The sequence below is a fragment of the Nocardia brasiliensis genome, from assembly GCF_042691675.1.
GTDB lineage: Bacteria > Actinomycetota > Actinomycetes > Mycobacteriales > Mycobacteriaceae > Nocardia > Nocardia brasiliensis_D.
In genome coordinates this window covers 8340931-8357640 of sequence record NZ_CP170507.1, presented here as the reverse complement: position 1 = coordinate 8357640, position 16710 = coordinate 8340931, and the positions used below count along the sequence as shown (strand labels likewise).

Here is a 16710-nt window from a genome sequence, read left to right as displayed (position 1 = left end):
GCTGGACGGCTATGGCGGGCGAGCCGCATTACGATCGCGGTGCGCGCAACCCGTGAGCTGATCAGCGGGGTGCGCCATCGTGGGGCGATGACATCCATCGAGACCGAATCCGCGACAGATTCCGAACTGGATGCGGTCTTCGGACCGATCTTCGAGCGCATCGCGCAGGGCGCGGTGGAGCGGGAGGTCGACCGCCGACTGCCGTTCGACGAAGTGGGCTGGCTGCGTGCGGCGAAATTCGGCGCGTTGCGGGTGCCGGTCGAGTTCGGCGGGTACGGCGTCACCGTCCGCCAGCTGTTCCGGCAGCTCATCGAGTTGGCGGCGGCCGAATCGAACCTGCCGCAGGCGCTGCGCGTGCACTTCTCGTTCGTCGAGGACCAGTTGCTCGCCGAGCCGGGACCCAGTCGTGAGCAGTGGTTGCGGACGGCGACGAGCACGCTGGTCGGCAATGCCATCACCGAACCGGGCGTCGGCGCGGTGGACCGCTACCGCACCCGGCTGACCAAGGACGGCGACCGCTGGCTGCTCAATGGCGTGAAGTACTACAGCACCGGTTCCCTGTACGCGGATTACATCCTGGTCGCGGCGGACCGGGATGGCGAGCGGGTCGGTGTGCTCGTCGACGCCAGCTCCGCGGGCGTGCGCCAGCACGACGACTGGGACGGCTTCGGGCAGCGGCTCACGGCCAGTGGCACTACGGAATTCACCGATGTCGTGGTGGCCGAGGAGCGCATCCTCGGTCCCGGTTACGGCGCTCCCGGCCCCACCTACGCGACCTCCTATCTGCAACTGGTCCAGCTCTCGGTGCTCGCGGGCATCGCGCAGCGCGCGGAGCGAGACGCACGGGAGTGGGTGGCGGGACGCACGCGCAGTTACTCGCACTCCGCCGCCGATCTGCCGCGCGAGGATCCGCTGGTACAACAGGTGATCGGTCGACTGTCCGCCGCCGCGTTCGCCGCCAAGTCGAGTGTGCTCGCGGTCGCCGACATTCTCGACGAGGTGCTCGCCAGCGGAGCGAAAGACGAAAAAGGTTTGGTGGCAGCCGAACTCGCCGCCGCGCAGGCACAAATCGCGGTGATCGACCTGGTGCTGCCCGCCACCACGCTGCTCTTCGAAGTCGGTGGCGCCTCGGTCGTCTCGGAGCGCCAGCGGCTGGACCGGCACTGGCGCAACGCCCGCACCATCTCGGTACACAATCCGGCCATCCAGAAGGCAAGGGCGATCGGCGATCACCTGCTCAACGGCGCCGATCTGCCGTTCGCCTGGAGCGCGGGCGAACGCAAGCCAGCGGCAGGAGCGGCGCAATGACCCGCCGAATTCGGTTCAACGCCTTCGATATGAACTGCGTCGCCCACCAATCACCGGGACTGTGGCGGCATCCGGACGATCAGTCGCACCGGTACAAGGAACTGAGTTACTGGACCGAGCTGGCAAAGCTGTTGGAGCAGGGGCGGTTCGACGGCATCTTCATCGCCGACGTGCTCGGCACCTACGACGTCTACGGTGGCAGCGATATCGCGGCACTGCGCCAGGGCGCCCAGATCCCGGTGGCCGATCCGCTGCTGCTCGTCTCCGCGATGGCCGCGGTCACCGAGCACCTCGGGTTCGGCATCACCACCGGCACCGGCTTCGAACATCCCTTTCCGTTCGCGCGCCGACTCTCCACGCTCGACCACCTGACCAACGGCCGGATCGGCTGGAATGTGGTGACGGGCTACTTGCCCTCGGCGGCAAGAAATTTCGGCGCGGACGACCAGTTGGACCACGACGAGCGCTACAACCAGGCCGACGAATACCTGGAGGTCCTGTACAAGCTGTGGGAAGGGTCGTGGGAGGACGACGCGGTGGTCCGCGACGCCGCCCAGGGCATCTATGTCGACCCGGCGAAGGTGCACCACATCGGCCATCAGGGCAAGCACTTCACGGTGCCCGGCATCCACCTCGCGGAGCCGTCGCCCCAGCGCACGCCGGTCATCTATCAGGCGGGCGCCTCGACCCGCGGCGTGCGGTTCGCCGCCGAGAACGCCGAAGCCATCTTCATCGCCGCGCCGTCGAAACGGCTGCTCGCCCAGACGGTTTTCCGGATTCGTGCGGCGCTGCGGGAGGCGGGCCGCGATCCGTACTCCGCTCGGATCTACGCACTGGCCACCATCATCACCGCCGCCACCGACGAAGCGGCACAGCGCAAGCACGAGGAGTACCTGTCCTACGCCAGCATCGAGGGCGGCCTCGTCTTCATGTCCGGTTGGATGGGTATCGACCTGTCGAGCTACGACCTGGACGATCCGATCGGACAGGTGCAGAGCAACGCCATCCAGTCCGCCGTCGCCGCCTTCCAGGAGTTCGACGACGACGGCCGCGAGTGGACGGTGCGCGATATCGGTCGATGGGCAGGCATCGGCGGGATGGGGCCGGTGTTCGTCGGCTCCGGCGCGACCGTCGCGGACCTGCTCCAGGAGTGGGTGGAGGACACCGATCTCGACGGCTTCAACCTGGCCTACGCCATCACGCCTGGATCCTTCGAAGACGTTGTCCAACACGTGGTTCCGGTTCTGACCGAACGCGGCGCCTACGCCACCGAGTACGTGCCGGGCACACTGCGCAATGCCCTGTTCGGAGCGGGCGACCGGCTGCCGGACGAGCATCGCGGTGCCCGCTACCGCGTAGGTGCTCCCGGCTCTACCGTGTTACCCGATGAGGTTTCGCGCCCCGGGGCGGCGATCGCTACACCGAGCCCGTAGCCGTCCGGTGTCGTTCCGGCGAGCGCCCTGGTGTTCGCCGGAACGACACCGGACTAAGCGGACGGCAGCGAATCCTGAGCGGACGGCAGCGAATCGAGGAATGCCCGCGCGACGGATTCCAGCCCGCGCTGGTCGATTTCATCGAACCGGCCCGGCTTCGGGCTGTCGAGGTCGAACACTCCGACCAGCGCGCCATTGTGCACCAACGGAATAACGACTTCCGAACGCGTCTCGGCATCGCAGGCAATGTGGCCGGGAAAGGCATGCACATCGGGCACCAGTTGCGTTTCCCTGGTCTGTGCCGCCGTCCCACAGACGCCTTTTCCGATGGGGATACGGACGCACGCGGGTTTGCCCTGAAATGGGCCAACCACGAGTTCTTGACCGTCATAGAAATAGAACCCGACCCAATTCAGTTCGGGCAGCGCATGGAAAACCAGCGCCGAGAGATTGGCGGCATTGGCGACGCGGTCGACCTCGCCCGCCACCAGCGCTGCTGCCTGCGCGGCGAGCTGGCGGTACTGCTCGGTGCGGTCTCCGGTCAGGTCGGTGACGGTGAACGACATAGCCCGAATGGTACGCCTGCGAAAACACCTGTCTGCTCATTGATTCTCGCTGATCGCAACACTCTCGAGGACCGGGTCACACCCAGGATGATCCGAACATGACAACGCAGAATTCCGTTCCCCGTTCCACCCGTTCGGCCGCGGTAATCGGTGCCGGCCAAACCGGCGTCACTGCGGCGCTAGGTTTGCTCGACGCCGGATTCGACGTCACCCTCTACAGCGACCGCGACCAGCGCAGTCTGCGCGATGACGTCCCCGCCACCGGCACCGCGCTCGAATTCGGCATCGCCCAGCAAGCCGAGTCCGCGCTGGGGCTGGACACCTACACCGGCCGGGCACCGCGGCACACCGGACTCAGTGTCCGCATCGCCGGTCCGGAAGGTGCCGAATTGATCCAATTCGACGGCCATTTCGACGGCTACGTCGGCGTCGCCGTCGACACCCGTCTGAAGGCCGACGAACGATTGACGGCCTTCCAGGAACGTGGCGGCCGCTTCGTGGTCGAGCAGGTGACCCCCGAAACCCTCGACACGATCGCCGCCACCAACGCCCTCACACTGGTCGCCACCGGTCGCGGCGGTCTGTCCGACCTGTTTCCGATCGACCCGGCCCGCACGCCCTACGACGCACCGCAGCGCTCGCTGCTCACCGTCACGGTGACCGGAATCGGCCACGGCAAGGACGTTTTCGCGCACCGTAGCCCGGCGGGCGGCGCACACAGCGGCTTCTCCATCCTGGCCGAGCAGGGTGAGGCATGGTGGGGCCCGTACTTGCACAAGGACGCCGGACCGAGCTGGGCGTTCCTCGGCTGGGCCCGGCCCGGCAGCGAATGGGAAACCCGTTTCGCCGCAGCCGATTCCGCGGATTCCGCGCACCGAATCGTGCAGGACTTGTACCGCGACTTCATCGATTGGGATCTGCCGGAGGTGCTCGCCACCCAGGTGATCGCCGATGATCCGCATTCCTGGCTCCGGGGTGCGGTCCGGCCGGTGGTTCGGTCCGGTGTGGGGCACACGGCGAGTGGGCACGTGGTGGCCTCGCTCGGCGACACCTCAGCCGCCTACGACCCGATCGCGGGTCAGGGCGCGCAGAGCGGGCTCATCCAGTCGCAGCGGCTCGTCGCGGCGGCGGCCGCGCACGACGGTCCGTTCGACGAGGCGTGGCTCAACGGGCAGTACGCGGGATTCCTCGCGGTCCGCGGCGATGCGGCCAACAAGGTCACCCGGCTGTTCCTCGGCGATCCGGAGCTGGCCGAGATCGGCAACCAGCTCTTCGCGGCCGCGAGCGTCGATCCGAAGTTCGCCGCCGCCCTGGTCGGCCTGCTGCACCACCCGCAGCCGTTCCTCGAAGTCGATTCGCTCGACGCGGCGAACGACTTCATCACCCGCGTCACCGGCGAAGACGCGTCAGCGCTGCTCGGCCGCTTCGCACCGGCCGGAAAGTTCGCCAGGTCCACCTTCGCCGACACCCTCGCCACCGCCTGACCACACCGACCTGAGATCTGAACACTCTCCAGCGCAGCGATCCGATCGCACAGATTCAAACCCTCGTGCCGGTCGGATCGCGGTGCTGGAGTGGGAGGAGATCGACGGCTACCCCCCGACACCATGGAGCAGCTATGACCACGGAGCAGATTGCCGAACAGATCAAATTCGCCTACTGGGTGCCCAATGTCAGCGGGGGGCTGGTCACCAGCGATATCGAACAGCGCACCAGCTGGGACTTCGAGTACAACAAGAAGCTGGCGCAGACCGCCGAGAACAACGGATTCGAGTACGCGTTGTCGCAGGTGCGCTACACCGCCTCGTACGGCGCTGAGTTCCAGCACGAGTCGACCTCGTTCAGCCTCGCGCTGCTCGGCGCGACCGAACGGCTGAAGGTGATCGCGGCCATCCATCCCGGCCTGTGGCATCCGGCGGTGCTGGCGAAGTTCGGCGCGACCGCCGACCACCTGTCGAACGGGCGGTTCGCCATCAATGTCGTATCCGGTTGGTTCGCCGGCGAATTCACCGCGCTCGGCGAGCCGTGGCTGGAGCACGACGAAAGGTACCGGCGCAGCGCCGAATTCCTCGAGGTGATCCGCAAGATCTGGACCGAGGACAACGTGAACTACGGCGGCGACTTCTACCGCATCCGTGACTTCACGCTGAAGCCGAAGCCGCTCAACACCGCCGAGCGCCCGAACCCCGAACTGTTCCAAGGCGGTAATTCGACCGCGGCTCGCCGCAACGGCGGCCGCTACGCCGACTGGTACTTCTCCAATGGCAAGGACTTCGACGGCGTCACCGAACAGCTGGATGATCTGCGCGCCGTCGCTCGAGCCAACGACCGGGAAGTGAAGTTCGGTCTGAACGGCTTCATCATCGCCAGGGATACCGAAAAAGAAGCGCAGGACACCTTGCGCGAGATCGTCGAGAAGGCGAACAAGCCCGCGGTGGAAGGGTTCCGGGAGGCGGTACAGCAGGCGGGTGCGTCCACCAAGGACCGCAAGGGCATGTGGGCGGACTCCACCTATGAGGACCTCGTGCAGTACAACGACGGGTTCCGCACCAAGTTGATCGGCACGCCGGAGCAGATCGCCGAGCGCATCGTCGCCTACCGAGAGCTCGGTGTGGACCTGATCCTGGGCGGCTTTCTGCACTTTCAGGAAGAGGTCGAGTACTTCGGCGCGAAAGTGCTTCCGCTGGTTCGGGAACTGGAAGCTGCCCGGCGGCCGGTCGCGGCGGTGAGCTGATGACCGTCTCGGATGGGCGACGCTCCCGCGCTCCCGCGCGGCCGCATTCCGCGGCCGCCGCCGGGTCCGTCAACCGCACCACCGCGGTCGCGGTCGATCGGATAGCTTCGGCGGCACAGGCTTTTTCGGTCGCCGAATACCTCGCGGCGGACTTCGCGTCGGGGGCCGCCGCGCGGGACCGCGGCCGGATCCTGCCGCACCAGGAGGTGGAACGGCTTGCGGCCAGTGGGTTGCTCGCCATCACCGTGCCCGCCCAGTACGGTGGTGCGGACCTGCCACCCAGCGCCGTGGCGGAGGTGGTGCGCTTGCTCGCGGTCGCCGATCCGAATATCGCACAGATCCCGCACAGCCACTTCGTGTACCTGAACCTGGTGCGCCTCGCCGGTTCGGCGGCGCAGCGCGAGCGCTACTTCGGCCAGGTGCTCGCCGGTGCGCGGATTGCCAACGCCCAGTCCGAGCGCGGTGGGGCCACTGTCGCTGATATCTCCACCACCCTGCGTCCGGTCGGGGACCGATTCCGCGTCGATGGGCGGAAGTTCTATTGCACCGGTTCGCTGTTCGCGAATCTGCTCGCCGTGCTCACCACACTCGACGATGTGGCGGGGCGCAGCGGGCTGGAGCCGGGCGAGTACATCGTTTACCTTCCTGCCGATACACCCGGCGTGCGGATCGTCGATGACTGGAACGGCATCGGCCAGCGCACCACCGGCAGTGGCACCGTCTCGCTGGAGGACGTGGTGGTCGAGCGTGATCAGCTGATCCGTCGTTCCGCCGCCGTGCACGCGCCGACCGGCTATGGCGCGTTCGCTCAACTCCTGCACGTGGCGATCGATGCGGGCATCGCTCGTGGCGCGCTCTCGGCGGCAACGGAATTCGTGCGCACGACGAGCCGTCCGTGGTTCGAAGCCGGTGTCGCGCGAGCGATCGATGATCCGCTGCTGATCCAGCGGTTCGGTGAGCTGTCCGTCGCGGTGACCGCCGCCGAGGCGACCCTCGGTGCGGCGGGCGAAGCCGTCGACCGGGCCACGAATATCGAACGTGGAGACGCCGCCGAACTCGCCGCTCGCGCATCGCTCGCGGTAGCCGCGGCCAAGGTGCTTGCCGACCGCGCGGCCAACGATGTGTCCAGCGCGTTGTTCGAGGTAAGCGGAACGCGCAGTGCGGCTGCGGATCTGAATCTGCATCACTTCTGGCGCAACGCCCGCACGCATACATTGCACGACCCGATCCGATGGAAGTACCAGCACATCGGCCGTGCGCTGCTGCACGGCACCGCGCCGCCATTGCACGGCGTGATCTGACCGGTCTACGGTCGAAACAGCAGGTGGATGAAAAGGATACAAAAGTGACAGTGACGGTCGTCGTAGGGAATCCGAAGCCCGCCTCCCGCACCCTGGCGGCGGCCACGCTGGTCGCGAAAGGGCTACGGCCCGAGGTAGAGCCCGCCGTGATCGACCTGGTCGACTTCGGCGCCGCCCTGCTCAGCTGGGGAGACCCGAGCGTGGCGGCTGCCGTCCGCACCGTATCCGATTCGGAGCTGGTGGTTTTCGCCAGTCCGACGTTCAAGGCCACCTACACGGGTCTGCTGAAACTCTTCCTCGAACAGTTCGACGGCGGCACCGGGTTGGCGGATGTCCTCGGTGTCCCGGTGATGCTCGGCGCGGGCCCCACCCACGCGCTGGCGCCGGATCTGCTGCTCAAGCCGGTGCTCGTCGAACTGGGCGCCACCGCGGCGTTACCCGGCCTGTACTTGTCGGACCGGACTTTCCACGAGGACGGCGCGATCGACCGCTACAGCGACCGGTGGCGGCCCGTCGCGCAGGCGCTGGCCGTGACCACGAAGGTGACGAATCATGCATGAGCTCTTCGAATTTCCGGCCGACGGCGGCGGATTGCGGCGCGCCTTCGCCAATTTCCCGAGCGGTGTGGTCGCGGTGTGCGCCGAAATCAATGGCACCCCACACGGTCTCGCCGTCAGCACGTTCGTCCCGGTCTCGCTCGACCCACCGCTGGTGTCGTTCTGTGTGCAGAACTCCTCCTCGACCTGGCCCAAGCTCGCCGCCGCGGGCCATCTCGGCTTGAGCCTGCTCGGCACCGATCAGCAGGACGCCGCCCGCACGCTCGGCGGCCGCAACGGTGACCGGTTCCGCGGCACCGAACTGCATCGCGGTACGGGCGAAGCGCTGTTCATCGACGGCGCGTCCGCCTGGATCGAAGGCGTCCCGGAGGCGCACGTCCCGGCGGGCGATCACGCGGTCGTCATCCTGCGGATCCACCGCATCGCCACCCGCACCGATGTGGACCCACTTGTCTTCCACGGCAGCAAGTTCCGTCGATTGCACGCGGACACCAGGGAGCGTAGCGATCTCGCCGGATGAATCCCGCCGCGTCGTTCGACGCGCACTTTGCCCTGGTCGTAGCGGTCCGCACGACGTGTGGGAAACTGGAATCGCATCTATTCGGAAGGGTCGGTCATGACATTGGGCATGGTTCTCGGTGACGTTTCCTCGCGCACCTCGACGCCGTAGGAACACCCAACCTCGGTAATTCCTCGTCGCGGTGCACTCCGTGCCCCTGCATGTTCGACAACGAGGAGTAGCCGATGTCCACGATGACCTGGACCGAAGCCGATACTGTCCGATCCGCCCCGTGGCATTCCGAGAGCGCGACACCCGTGCCGAGCCGGATCATGGTGGCCGACGATCGGATGACCGCCGAGACCGCCTACCGCCTGGCCTGTGAAGGCACCGGGCTGCTGTGGCGCGGCGACTATCACAACGCCCGTCAGCTACTCCAGGCGATGACCCGTCGTGTCGACCGGAAAGCCCCTGGACCGGGCAATACCCTGGCCGAGTCGTTCCGGTTGCAGCGCAGGGCCCGTAACCATCGGGCGCGGGTGCTCGGCAAGCTGCTCGTGCAGCTCGAGGACGATCACACACTGGCGCTGCGCCGCGCTCCCGATGTGCGCAAGGCCTGCGACGACGTGTACGGCCCGGCACACGAACCCATGCTCATCGCCCTCACCGAACTGCTCGGCGTGCTGGGCGCGGCGCAGTGGCGGGAAAAAGGGGTGGCGATACCCGCCATCGACGCCCACATCTACCCGCACTACGGCGTGTTCTCACCGATCCGCGGCGAATACGTCGATCTGGTCGCGCGTACGCCGCTGCCGACGACCGGCAGCGGCGTGCACACCGCCTTCGACCTGGGTACCGGCACCGGCGTGCTCGCGGCGGTGCTGGCCCGCCGCGGTATCGACCACATCGTCGCCACCGATGACAGTCCACGAGCCCTGGTCTGTGCCCGCGAGAACATCGACCGGCTGAATCTCACCGGAGCCGTCGACATCGTCGGACCCGCGCTTTTCCCGGCGGGCCGCGCCGACCTCGTCGTCTGCAACCCGCCGTGGCTACCGGCCCGCCCGACCTCCGCGATCGAACACGGCGTGTACGACCAGGACAGCGGCATGCTGCGCGGGTTCCTCTCCGGCCTCACCGCCCATCTCACCCCCGGCGGCGAAGGCTGGCTCGTCCTTTCCGACCTCGCCGAACACCTCGGTCTACGCACCCGTGCCGACCTGCTCGCCATGATCGAACAAGCGGGCCTGCGCATCATCGACAAAACCGACACCACTCCGCGTCACCCCCGCGCCCAGGACACCACCGATCCGCTGCACGCCGCCCGCGCCGCGGAAGTCACCTCCCTCTGGCGCCTCGCCGCCGACGCGTAGCGGCGAACTGCTGACGTGGATCAGGCTGCGGGGCAGCGGGGTCGGGGGCGAGTGAGGTCGATGAGGTATCGGTCGGCGGCAGTGGTGGTGCAGGGCGAGCGGTCGTAGATGCCATGGCCCCAGCCTTCGTAGGTCAGCAGGGTGGCTCCGGGGGTGTTCCTTTCGACGCCTAGTGCCCACTCGTACGGAGTGGACGGGTCGTGCAGGGAGTTGAGGATGAGAATCGGTGGGGCGTCCGCGAGCCGCGGGAGGTGCGGCGGGTTCGTCGGTGCGATCGGCCAGCCGGAGCACAAAGCGCCTGCGCCCCAAGCGAAGTGGGAGCGTAGCGTTCCGGCGTTGTCGTTCTGTTCGCGCCACAGTTGGATCCATTGGTCCTGATCGGCGATGTCGAAGCGCCAGTCGGAGCAAAAGGTTACTTCCGGCAGCGGAGCTGGAACACCCTGCCGCTGTGGCGGTTTCGGTGCCAGCGGACTGCTGGCGGTTTGGTCGGCCAACGACCGCAGCTCCGTTGCCAGCCGCGACCATTCGGGGCGGAAGAGTCGTTTGACCACGTGTGTGCTCAGATCGGAAGCACCCAACGGTTTGGTCAGGTCGGTGAGGTCTCGGAGCTCACCGCGTGTGGCCTTGGCGTACGCCTCATCGAAGATCCGATCGACGTCCGAGCCATGCAGCGCGCACTGCTCCTCCCGCGCACACCAGGAAGCGAACTCATCGAAAGCATTCTTGCCCGCTCGGGCTTCGCTGGCCAGGAACGCCGGTCCGGCCAAGCTGTGGTCGTCCACGCTGTCCAACAGCATGGCCCGCAACTGTTTCGGGAACAGCTCGACGTATGCCTGCGCGGGCATCGTCCCGTAGGACCTGCTGTAGATACTGATCTGCTCCACACCCAGCGCCGATCGCAACGCTTCGATATCGCGCGCGATACTCACCGCGTCGAGATGATCCATCAGCGACCCGGTGTGCTGCCGACAGCTCGCCGCGAGATCCCTTGCATACGATTGAACTTCATCGATGCGTCCACCCAGGTCCGGCACCACGTTCGGCCGGGACGCCGCCAGCCCCGCATCACACCGCACCGGATGACTGCGCTTCACCCCACGCGGGTCGAGGCTGACGATATCGAACCGCCCCCGCAGCTCAGCGGAAAACTTTCCCCCTTTGATGATTTCATCCACCCCCGACGTACCGGGTCCGCCGGGCAACGACACCAACGTGCCGACCTTCGTCGACGGTTCGTCGGCCCGATCCCGCACCACCGCGACCTCGATTCGCTCCCCGTCCGGATCCGCCCAGTCCACCGGCACAGTGACTGTGCCACAGTCGAACTCCGCATTCTCCGGACAAGGCTGCCAATTCAGCGATGGCGCCGGGCTCGCGGCGGACGTGCAGGCGGTCAGCGCCCCAGCGCCGAGCCCACCAGCGAGCGCCACGGCCAATACAGTGCGACGGAAGTACATGCCCCAGATCGTCGTTCCCGCGACCGCGCCCCCACATCCCCCTGTTGAACCATCCCCGCTCCCCCCGCAGTACTGCACACAGCCGGATGGAATACAAGAAAAAGGGCCCTGACCAGGAACTTCGGTCAGGGCCTTCGGTACAGAGCCGATGACGGGAATCGAACCCGCGCTGTCTGCTTGGGAAGCAGAAGTTCTACCATTGAACTACATCGGCGGACCCCGGAGGGTACTTCCGAGACTTTAGCAGAACCCATCAGGCGGCGAGAAAACTCCTGGTAGATGTCTCTGACCTGCTGTGACAGGTAGGCGCGCAGTCGTGAACCACCAAGCCGTGGGCGCGCCGCCCGCAGAGCGAATGCCAGCCCGACACGACTCCTCCGAAAACCAGATGCGGCCCCCGTCTGGCACGGCAACCGAACAAACTCGCCATCGCAGCCTGTCATCGAGTTGACGCAAGACAGTGGTCCGATCAGCGCGCGAGTTCTGTGCACCCTACGATCGTCCCGTGCGGAACTTTTTCGACTCACCACATCTCGACTGGCCGCAGCTGCACGGTTCGCTGCACGTGTACGTCCTGCCCGACCCCGAGTTCATCGCGGCGGTGCAGCCCGCGGTGGATGCCGTCGAAGCGTTCGAGGGCTGTGCCGCTGTCGAACCTCACTGGCAGCACGCGACGGTCACTCGAATCCCATGGTGGCGCAACGAAGTAGACACGGACGCGCTCGACCGGTACTCCGATGCGCTCGCGGCCGTCGCCGCGGACACCTCCTCGTTCGCTATCCCGATGCAGGGGCCGTGGCTCCATGAATACGGCGTCGGCGTGGCCGCTGCCGAGGAGACGCAGTGGAAACAGCTCTACACGGCAACCCGAGATGCCGCCGTGCGCGTCTTCGGAACGGAGCGGGAATTGCCTGCTCCTCCGCCGATGCCACACGTGTCACTCGGCTACGGCACCGCCGAACGTGACTCCGCTCCATTGGAACGCGCCCTGTCGACTATCCGAACCCCCGCCACTCTCCCTGTCGGAACTCTCCACTTCCTCGCGGTCGATGTGGATCTCGATGAGGGCATCTTCACTTGGGATGTGATCTCATCGCATCCCGTTACGTCGTCTTGACGACCGAATGACTGACTGCGCCTAGCCATTTCGGTGTCGCTTGCCCTGCGCTCCAGTGGTTTCCGATGGACGAACTTCCGTCTGCCATCATCGCCTACTCGGCCGCTGGCATTCGTGCCTGCGTCAGCGGCCTCGCCTACAGCGAACTCGGCTGGCACGCAGCGGGGGTTCGGCCTACCTGACGGTGTTCGGTGCAGCGGCTGGGCCCGTATGCGCTCGCCCAAGGCTGTCTGACTCGGTTTGACGACATCATGTTCCATGGTTTGATGGGCGCGTGAGGGGGAACCGAGCGGTACGTATCGCGGTTGATCGTGTCTTCACGATGGCGACGGCAGCAGAGTCCAAGTCGCTCGATGGCGTCGTGCGAGCTATCGCACGGGATCGGGGGCGTCCGCTGGAGGTAGCCGAGGACCATAATCTGCCACCCGGGGTGTTCGGGCAGTGGGTGCATTTCGCCGATCGCGACGAAGTCGCGTACGCGCCTTGGGTATACACGCGGGACCGGACGATTGCTCACGAGATGGGGCACATCGTGCTGGGGCATCGAGGTCGCCCTGTCGCGGATCTGGCTCAGGCGGTACTGCCGGCGGGCATGCATGAGATGGCCGCGCTGATGCTGCGCCGCGAGTGTGGCAACTTCGGTGCCGCCGAGGAGGAGCTGGCGGCCGAGCAGTTCGCGGGATTGTTGTTGGGTCGGTTGCAGTTCGGCGGTCGTGGTGAGCCGCGACTACGTTCGCGGTGGGGAGAAGCCTTCAGTTGAATGCGGTGTATTTGGCTCCGCTGATGTGGATTGCGTTCGCGTCCAGGGCTTGGCGTTTCTGGTGGTCGCGAAGTTGGGTGTTGGGCAGCATGACGCTGGCAGTCCTTGCCCCCGCGTTGCATCTGACCATGAACACCCCAGCCGGTGAAGCTTTCGTCCAGGCAGTCGTGCCGTTCCCGAACTTCTCTAGCGCGCTGCGGGTCGTGTTGTTCAATTTCATGGCTGCGGCCCTTGGCGTGTTGACGTTCGCGGTGACTACCGAGTCGGCTCGCGTGAAGCGAGCGGCGAGCGTGCTCGGCGCGATCGCCGTGGCCGCTTCGCTGGTCGCCGTGGTGATGTTCGTCGCAGCGCCACCGATGCCACAGGTCGCCGGCGGGTTCCAATTCGACCAGGCATACGCGCATTTGCCGGGCTACGCGGAGTCGGCCATAGCAGGGGTCGTGTTCCCTGGCGTGCTGTGTCCGGCGTTGATCGTGATGTCTGTCCGGGCGGCGGATCTTCGTAGCCTCGGCGGATGGAGTCTGACCCTGTGGGCAACGGGTTTGGTAGCGGTCACCATCTGGGCGTGGATGCGGTTCGCGTACTTCGTGATGACGCGGTACGGAGGCATGCCCAGAACTCCGGAAGTGTTCAAGGTGACCAGCGCTGTGGCCGCGGTCGGAGTCCTGACGATTTTTGCCGGGCTGATGCTCTCCCCAGTGGTGTCGTGGGTGCGCGCACGCCGAGTGCTGGCAGCGATCCGGCCCGTGTACGTGGAGTTGGTAACCCGCTGGCCAGGCGTGCGGCGGCAGTCTCGTCGGGGCAGCAGCGCCGATGAGAAGGCTGATGACCGGATCACCGAGCTGTTCGACGCGCTGGCCATGGAGTCGGAAGCGATGGGCGGCGGTGGTGCGGTGCCGGTCGGCGCTGGACCAGGTCGGCAGGAAGTGGCCGCCGCGCCGCAGGAAGTGGCTGCCGCGGTCTCGGAGTGGCTGGTGCACGCCCGCCGGTCAGCGGCACTGACTAGTGAAAATATTCGAGCAGTGCTCGCCATAGAGTCTGACCGCCGCTGGGCACAGATGTTGGCGAAGGCGTACCGCAAACAAAGGAAGGTTCTGGCGTGACGAGCACGACCGATGAAACTGGCGTGACCACCGCGTCCGCGGCACCGACCACCACGGGGACAGCGGCGCGCCTGATCACCGAGCTCGGGGCCCCGTCGGTAATCAACATCCTCACCCCGATGGTCGCCGCGTTCGCGGTTTCCGCCCCGCTTTGGGGCGTCTTCATCGCGATGTTCACCAGCGTCCTGCCGATGAGCATCATCTTCGTCGGCATGCGGTTCGGTTCGGCCAACGATCACCATGTCACCGATATCAAGGGCCGCCACTGGGTGCTTCCGGTGAGTCTGGCGATCGTCGTGGTCGGCCTGATCATCGAAATTCTGGCCGGCGCGCCGGACGAGCTGATTGCCTGGCTCTCGGCGTGTGTGGCGATGCTGGTGGTCGTTGCGATCGTGACCATCGTCGGACACTGGAAGGTCAGCGTGCATACAGCGGTTGCGGCCGGAAACACAGTGTTGTTGGCGATGATCGTCTCGCCATGGTTGTTCATGGCGTTCCCGGTGACGGCTGCGATCGCGTGGTCACGGGTCTACTTGGGTGATCACACACGCGGGCAGGTCATTGTCGGAGCGGCTCTTGGCGCAGCGGTATCGGTGGCCGCGTACCTGCTCCTGGCGTGATACGGAAGTTCACGCCTCGTCGGCGCTGGTGCGCCGTAGTTCGCGGAAGCCGACCTCGAACACTCGAGTGGGGTCGTAGGTGCGGCCCGCGATTTGCTCGACGCCGGAATCGCGAACGCTGGCGATCCAGTCGATGTAGCGTCGGATCTCCTCGTAGGACTGTCGTGGCCCGAAGAAGTCGATGGGAACGCTGAACGCGGCGCTGATCTCCGTCACCGTGCCCAGGCTCGGGGCACCCCGTTTGCCGGACAGCAACTGCGACAGATAGCCCGTGGTCATCCGGCCTCCATTCGCGCGGATGAGGTCCACTAACTCGGTCTGGGTGTAGGGGCCTCTGCCGCGCGGATGGACATTGTCGAGAAGGTAGCGAAGTCGCTCTTTGAACGGTGGGCCATCTATGGGTGCCGTCGACTCGTCATGGCCCGTGTTCGGCATGGTCCTCGTCCCCTCAGCCTCTCCTGTGTCCTGGGTGATCCCGAGAGGGGTCACTGGCCTGGTGGCGTCTTGATGATGGCACGGCAGAGCCGTCTCAGCACCGCACGAGTAAATTAGCTGACACAACTTGCACTAGCAAGTTGCAACAGCTTATCCTGCCACCGCGAAGTGATTCAGGTCATGGTTTGCGCCCGCTCGGGGGCATGCCCGCTTCCTGTCGTCTCGAGTCCACGTCGGCCGGAGGGGTGTCGACGTGTTCTCGGGCGACGGGCGAGGGTCCAGGTTTTCGGCGCGAAAGTAGTTGTGGTCTTGGGCATTTGAGCGCATTGGAGATGCGTTGGGATGAGATGGAGGCGTCTCCGGCGGGATGGGGTGCGGTCGACAACTCCTTGCAGGGCAACTGAAAGCACTGCGTGCAGAGGGCATTCGGCTTTCGATCAAACGTGAAGCGGACCACGGAGGGTACTTCTGAAGCTTTAGCAGAACCCGTCAGGCGGCGAGGAAACTCCTGGTGGTGCTAGTGGCTTTCGGTGACCTGGCTGAGCCATGATCGGAGCTCGTCCATGAGTGGGATCGGGGCGTCGTAGTGGACGAGGTGCCCGGCGTCGGGGATCAGCCGGAGGGTTGCGCCTGGTATGAGGCCGGTCAGTTTGTGGGCCAGGGTTGGAGGTATCCAGGTGTCCTCGGTTCCCCAGAGGATGCGGACGGGGATTCGGATGCGGCCGAGCCGCTGCTCGTTTTCCTGTAGGAAGCGTTCGTCGTAGTCGGCGATCTGCCGGTAGAAGGCGGGTTGGCCGCTATCCGTGGTCCACGGTGCGGTCAGCAGGTCGAGGTCTTCCGCGCGGAGGCCGCGGTGACTCGCGTTTTCGATATAGGTGCGCACCAATGCCGCGTGCAGGTAGGCGGGAAGCTGGTCCAGTAGGTCGGGATGCTGCTGGACGAACTTGAAGAAGGGTGAACCGCTCGGCGGGATGGCGACGACGTCGACGAGCAGCAACGAGGCATACGGGACGTCGTCGACCAAATGTGCGCGCAGCGACACCGCCCCACCGAAGTCGTGGGCGATCACGTGCGGGCGGTCTATGTGCCAGTGCGCGAGCAGCGCGGCGAATGTCTGTGCCTGGGTGCCGAAGTCGACGGCGTGCCCCGCCTCCTTGGAAGATTGCCCATAGCCGGGCATGTCCCATAGGTAAACAGTGAAATCGCGACTCAAGCTTTCGGCGAATGGCCGCCACAGCACCGACGAGAACGGCGTGCCGTGACAGAACACAACGGCAGGCCCGTCTCCCGCTCGACCCCAGGCGATTTCGCGACTTCGGAATTCGAAACGCTCGGAGAGCTCCATGCCGCAACGCTACCCGGACATTCCGCCCGAAAGGCTGAGCCCGAGTGTGTGTTTCGTGCCGCCACTGGTAATCCTCCCGACTGCCATCGGGTGTCATCCATT

Annotated in this window: 16 protein-coding genes and 1 tRNA gene; 12 read left to right on the top strand and 5 right to left on the bottom strand. The window is 66.0% G+C overall.

Annotated features, from left to right (window positions below; all coding sequences use genetic code 11):
- Positions 1-87 precede the first annotated feature (87 nt).
- Positions 88-1308: an acyl-CoA dehydrogenase family protein gene (locus ACFK0J_RS38525; RefSeq protein WP_378734637.1), complete on the top strand. Its 1221-nt coding sequence runs from the start codon at positions 88-90 to the stop codon at positions 1306-1308.
- The gene (locus ACFK0J_RS38520; protein ID WP_378734635.1) at positions 1305-2741 is read left to right on the top strand and encodes an LLM class flavin-dependent oxidoreductase; all 1437 of its coding nucleotides are present in this window, start codon (positions 1305-1307) and stop codon (positions 2739-2741) included. Before ACFK0J_RS38525 ends, ACFK0J_RS38520 begins: the two co-directional genes overlap by 4 nt.
- A gap of 53 nt (positions 2742-2794) precedes the next feature.
- On the opposite strand, the gene ACFK0J_RS38515 is transcribed toward ACFK0J_RS38520, so the two are convergent.
- Positions 2795-3307 carry a GAF domain-containing protein gene (locus ACFK0J_RS38515; RefSeq protein WP_378734633.1) on the bottom strand — a complete coding sequence of 171 codons (513 nt, stop codon included), beginning with the start codon at positions 3305-3307 and terminating at the stop codon, positions 2795-2797.
- A 98-nt stretch (positions 3308-3405) separates the two neighbouring features.
- Between ACFK0J_RS38515 and ACFK0J_RS38510 the strand changes: the two genes are divergently transcribed.
- The 6 genes from ACFK0J_RS38510 (at position 3406) to ACFK0J_RS38485 (ending at position 9771) form a co-directional block, all read left to right on the top strand.
- Positions 3406-4791 (top strand): styrene monooxygenase/indole monooxygenase family protein, encoded by a 1386-nt coding sequence (locus ACFK0J_RS38510; RefSeq protein WP_378734631.1) that lies wholly within the window; start codon positions 3406-3408, stop codon positions 4789-4791.
- A 134-nt stretch (positions 4792-4925) separates the two neighbouring features.
- Entirely contained in the window at positions 4926-6041 is a 1116-nt protein-coding gene (sfnG, locus tag ACFK0J_RS38505; RefSeq protein WP_378734629.1) for a dimethylsulfone monooxygenase SfnG, read from the top strand.
- A complete protein-coding gene (locus ACFK0J_RS38500) occupies positions 6041-7342 on the top strand; it encodes an SfnB family sulfur acquisition oxidoreductase (protein ID WP_378734627.1) in 1302 nt (433 codons plus the stop codon). The genes sfnG and ACFK0J_RS38500 overlap by 1 nt, the downstream gene beginning before the upstream one ends.
- 44 nt (positions 7343-7386) lie before the next feature.
- Positions 7387-7902, top strand: a complete 516-nt coding sequence (locus ACFK0J_RS38495) for an NADPH-dependent FMN reductase (RefSeq protein WP_378734625.1) — start codon at positions 7387-7389, stop codon at positions 7900-7902.
- Entirely contained in the window at positions 7895-8419 is a 525-nt protein-coding gene (locus tag ACFK0J_RS38490) for a flavin reductase family protein (RefSeq protein WP_378734623.1), read from the top strand. The genes ACFK0J_RS38495 and ACFK0J_RS38490 overlap by 8 nt, the downstream gene beginning before the upstream one ends.
- Before the next feature lie 224 nt (positions 8420-8643).
- Complete coding sequence (locus ACFK0J_RS38485) at positions 8644-9771, top strand: methyltransferase (protein ID WP_378734621.1); 1128 nt, start codon at positions 8644-8646, stop codon at positions 9769-9771.
- Positions 9772-9791: 20 nt separating this feature from the next.
- On the opposite strand, the gene ACFK0J_RS38480 is transcribed toward ACFK0J_RS38485, so the two are convergent.
- Together ACFK0J_RS38480 and ACFK0J_RS38475 are read right to left on the bottom strand one after the other, a co-directional pair.
- Positions 9792-11201 (bottom strand): alpha/beta hydrolase, encoded by a 1410-nt coding sequence (locus ACFK0J_RS38480; RefSeq protein WP_378734619.1) that lies wholly within the window; start codon positions 11199-11201, stop codon positions 9792-9794.
- A 170-nt stretch (positions 11202-11371) separates the two neighbouring features.
- Positions 11372-11442: transfer RNA gene (locus tag ACFK0J_RS38475), tRNA-Gly, on the bottom strand.
- Positions 11443-11733: 291 nt separating this feature from the next.
- On the opposite strand from ACFK0J_RS38475, the gene ACFK0J_RS38470 reads away from it, so the two are divergent.
- The 4 genes from ACFK0J_RS38470 (at position 11734) to ACFK0J_RS38455 (ending at position 14828) form a co-directional block, all read left to right on the top strand.
- Complete coding sequence (locus tag ACFK0J_RS38470; RefSeq protein ID WP_378734618.1) at positions 11734-12345, top strand: hypothetical protein; 612 nt, start codon at positions 11734-11736, stop codon at positions 12343-12345.
- A 322-nt stretch (positions 12346-12667) separates the two neighbouring features.
- Positions 12668-13105: a hypothetical protein gene (locus ACFK0J_RS38465; protein WP_378734616.1), complete on the top strand. Its 438-nt coding sequence runs from the start codon at positions 12668-12670 to the stop codon at positions 13103-13105.
- An 89-nt stretch (positions 13106-13194) separates the two neighbouring features.
- Positions 13195-14208: a hypothetical protein gene (locus ACFK0J_RS38460; protein ID WP_378734614.1), complete on the top strand. Its 1014-nt coding sequence runs from the start codon at positions 13195-13197 to the stop codon at positions 14206-14208.
- 119 nt (positions 14209-14327) lie between these two features.
- Entirely contained in the window at positions 14328-14828 is a 501-nt protein-coding gene (locus tag ACFK0J_RS38455; RefSeq protein WP_378734613.1) for a phosphatase PAP2 family protein, read from the top strand.
- A gap of 9 nt (positions 14829-14837) precedes the next feature.
- On the opposite strand, the gene ACFK0J_RS38450 is transcribed toward ACFK0J_RS38455, so the two are convergent.
- Together ACFK0J_RS38450 and ACFK0J_RS38445 are read right to left on the bottom strand one after the other, a co-directional pair.
- A complete protein-coding gene (locus ACFK0J_RS38450) occupies positions 14838-15107 on the bottom strand; it encodes a hypothetical protein (protein WP_378734612.1) in 270 nt (89 codons plus the stop codon).
- A gap of 673 nt (positions 15108-15780) precedes the next feature.
- A complete protein-coding gene (locus tag ACFK0J_RS38445) occupies positions 15781-16608 on the bottom strand; it encodes an alpha/beta fold hydrolase (protein ID WP_378734611.1) in 828 nt (275 codons plus the stop codon).
- Positions 16609-16710: the final 102 nt, after the last annotated feature.

Bases quoted from the DNA above. Each gene is read 5' to 3' on its own strand.
- ACFK0J_RS38525 (WP_378734637.1), top strand. From the start codon at position 88: ATGACATCCATCGAGACCGAATCCGCGACAGATTCCGAACTGGATGCG.
- ACFK0J_RS38520 (WP_378734635.1), top strand. From the start codon at position 1,305: ATGACCCGCCGAATTCGGTTCAACGCCTTCGATATGAACTGCGTCGCC.
- ACFK0J_RS38515 (WP_378734633.1), bottom strand. From the start codon at position 3,307: ATGTCGTTCACCGTCACCGACCTGACCGGAGACCGCACCGAGCAGTAC.
- ACFK0J_RS38510 (WP_378734631.1), top strand. From the start codon at position 3,406: ATGACAACGCAGAATTCCGTTCCCCGTTCCACCCGTTCGGCCGCGGTA.
- sfnG (WP_378734629.1), top strand. From the start codon at position 4,926: ATGACCACGGAGCAGATTGCCGAACAGATCAAATTCGCCTACTGGGTG.
- ACFK0J_RS38500 (WP_378734627.1), top strand. From the start codon at position 6,041: ATGACCGTCTCGGATGGGCGACGCTCCCGCGCTCCCGCGCGGCCGCAT.
- ACFK0J_RS38490 (WP_378734623.1), top strand. From the start codon at position 7,895: ATGCATGAGCTCTTCGAATTTCCGGCCGACGGCGGCGGATTGCGGCGC.
- ACFK0J_RS38485 (WP_378734621.1), top strand. From the start codon at position 8,644: ATGTCCACGATGACCTGGACCGAAGCCGATACTGTCCGATCCGCCCCG.
- ACFK0J_RS38465 (WP_378734616.1), top strand. From the start codon at position 12,668: ATGGCGACGGCAGCAGAGTCCAAGTCGCTCGATGGCGTCGTGCGAGCT.
- ACFK0J_RS38460 (WP_378734614.1), top strand. From the start codon at position 13,195: ATGACGCTGGCAGTCCTTGCCCCCGCGTTGCATCTGACCATGAACACC.
- ACFK0J_RS38455 (WP_378734613.1), top strand. From the start codon at position 14,328: ATGGTCGCCGCGTTCGCGGTTTCCGCCCCGCTTTGGGGCGTCTTCATC.
- ACFK0J_RS38450 (WP_378734612.1), bottom strand. From the start codon at position 15,107: ATGACCACGGGCTATCTGTCGCAGTTGCTGTCCGGCAAACGGGGTGCC.
- ACFK0J_RS38445 (WP_378734611.1), bottom strand. From the start codon at position 16,608: ATGGAGCTCTCCGAGCGTTTCGAATTCCGAAGTCGCGAAATCGCCTGG.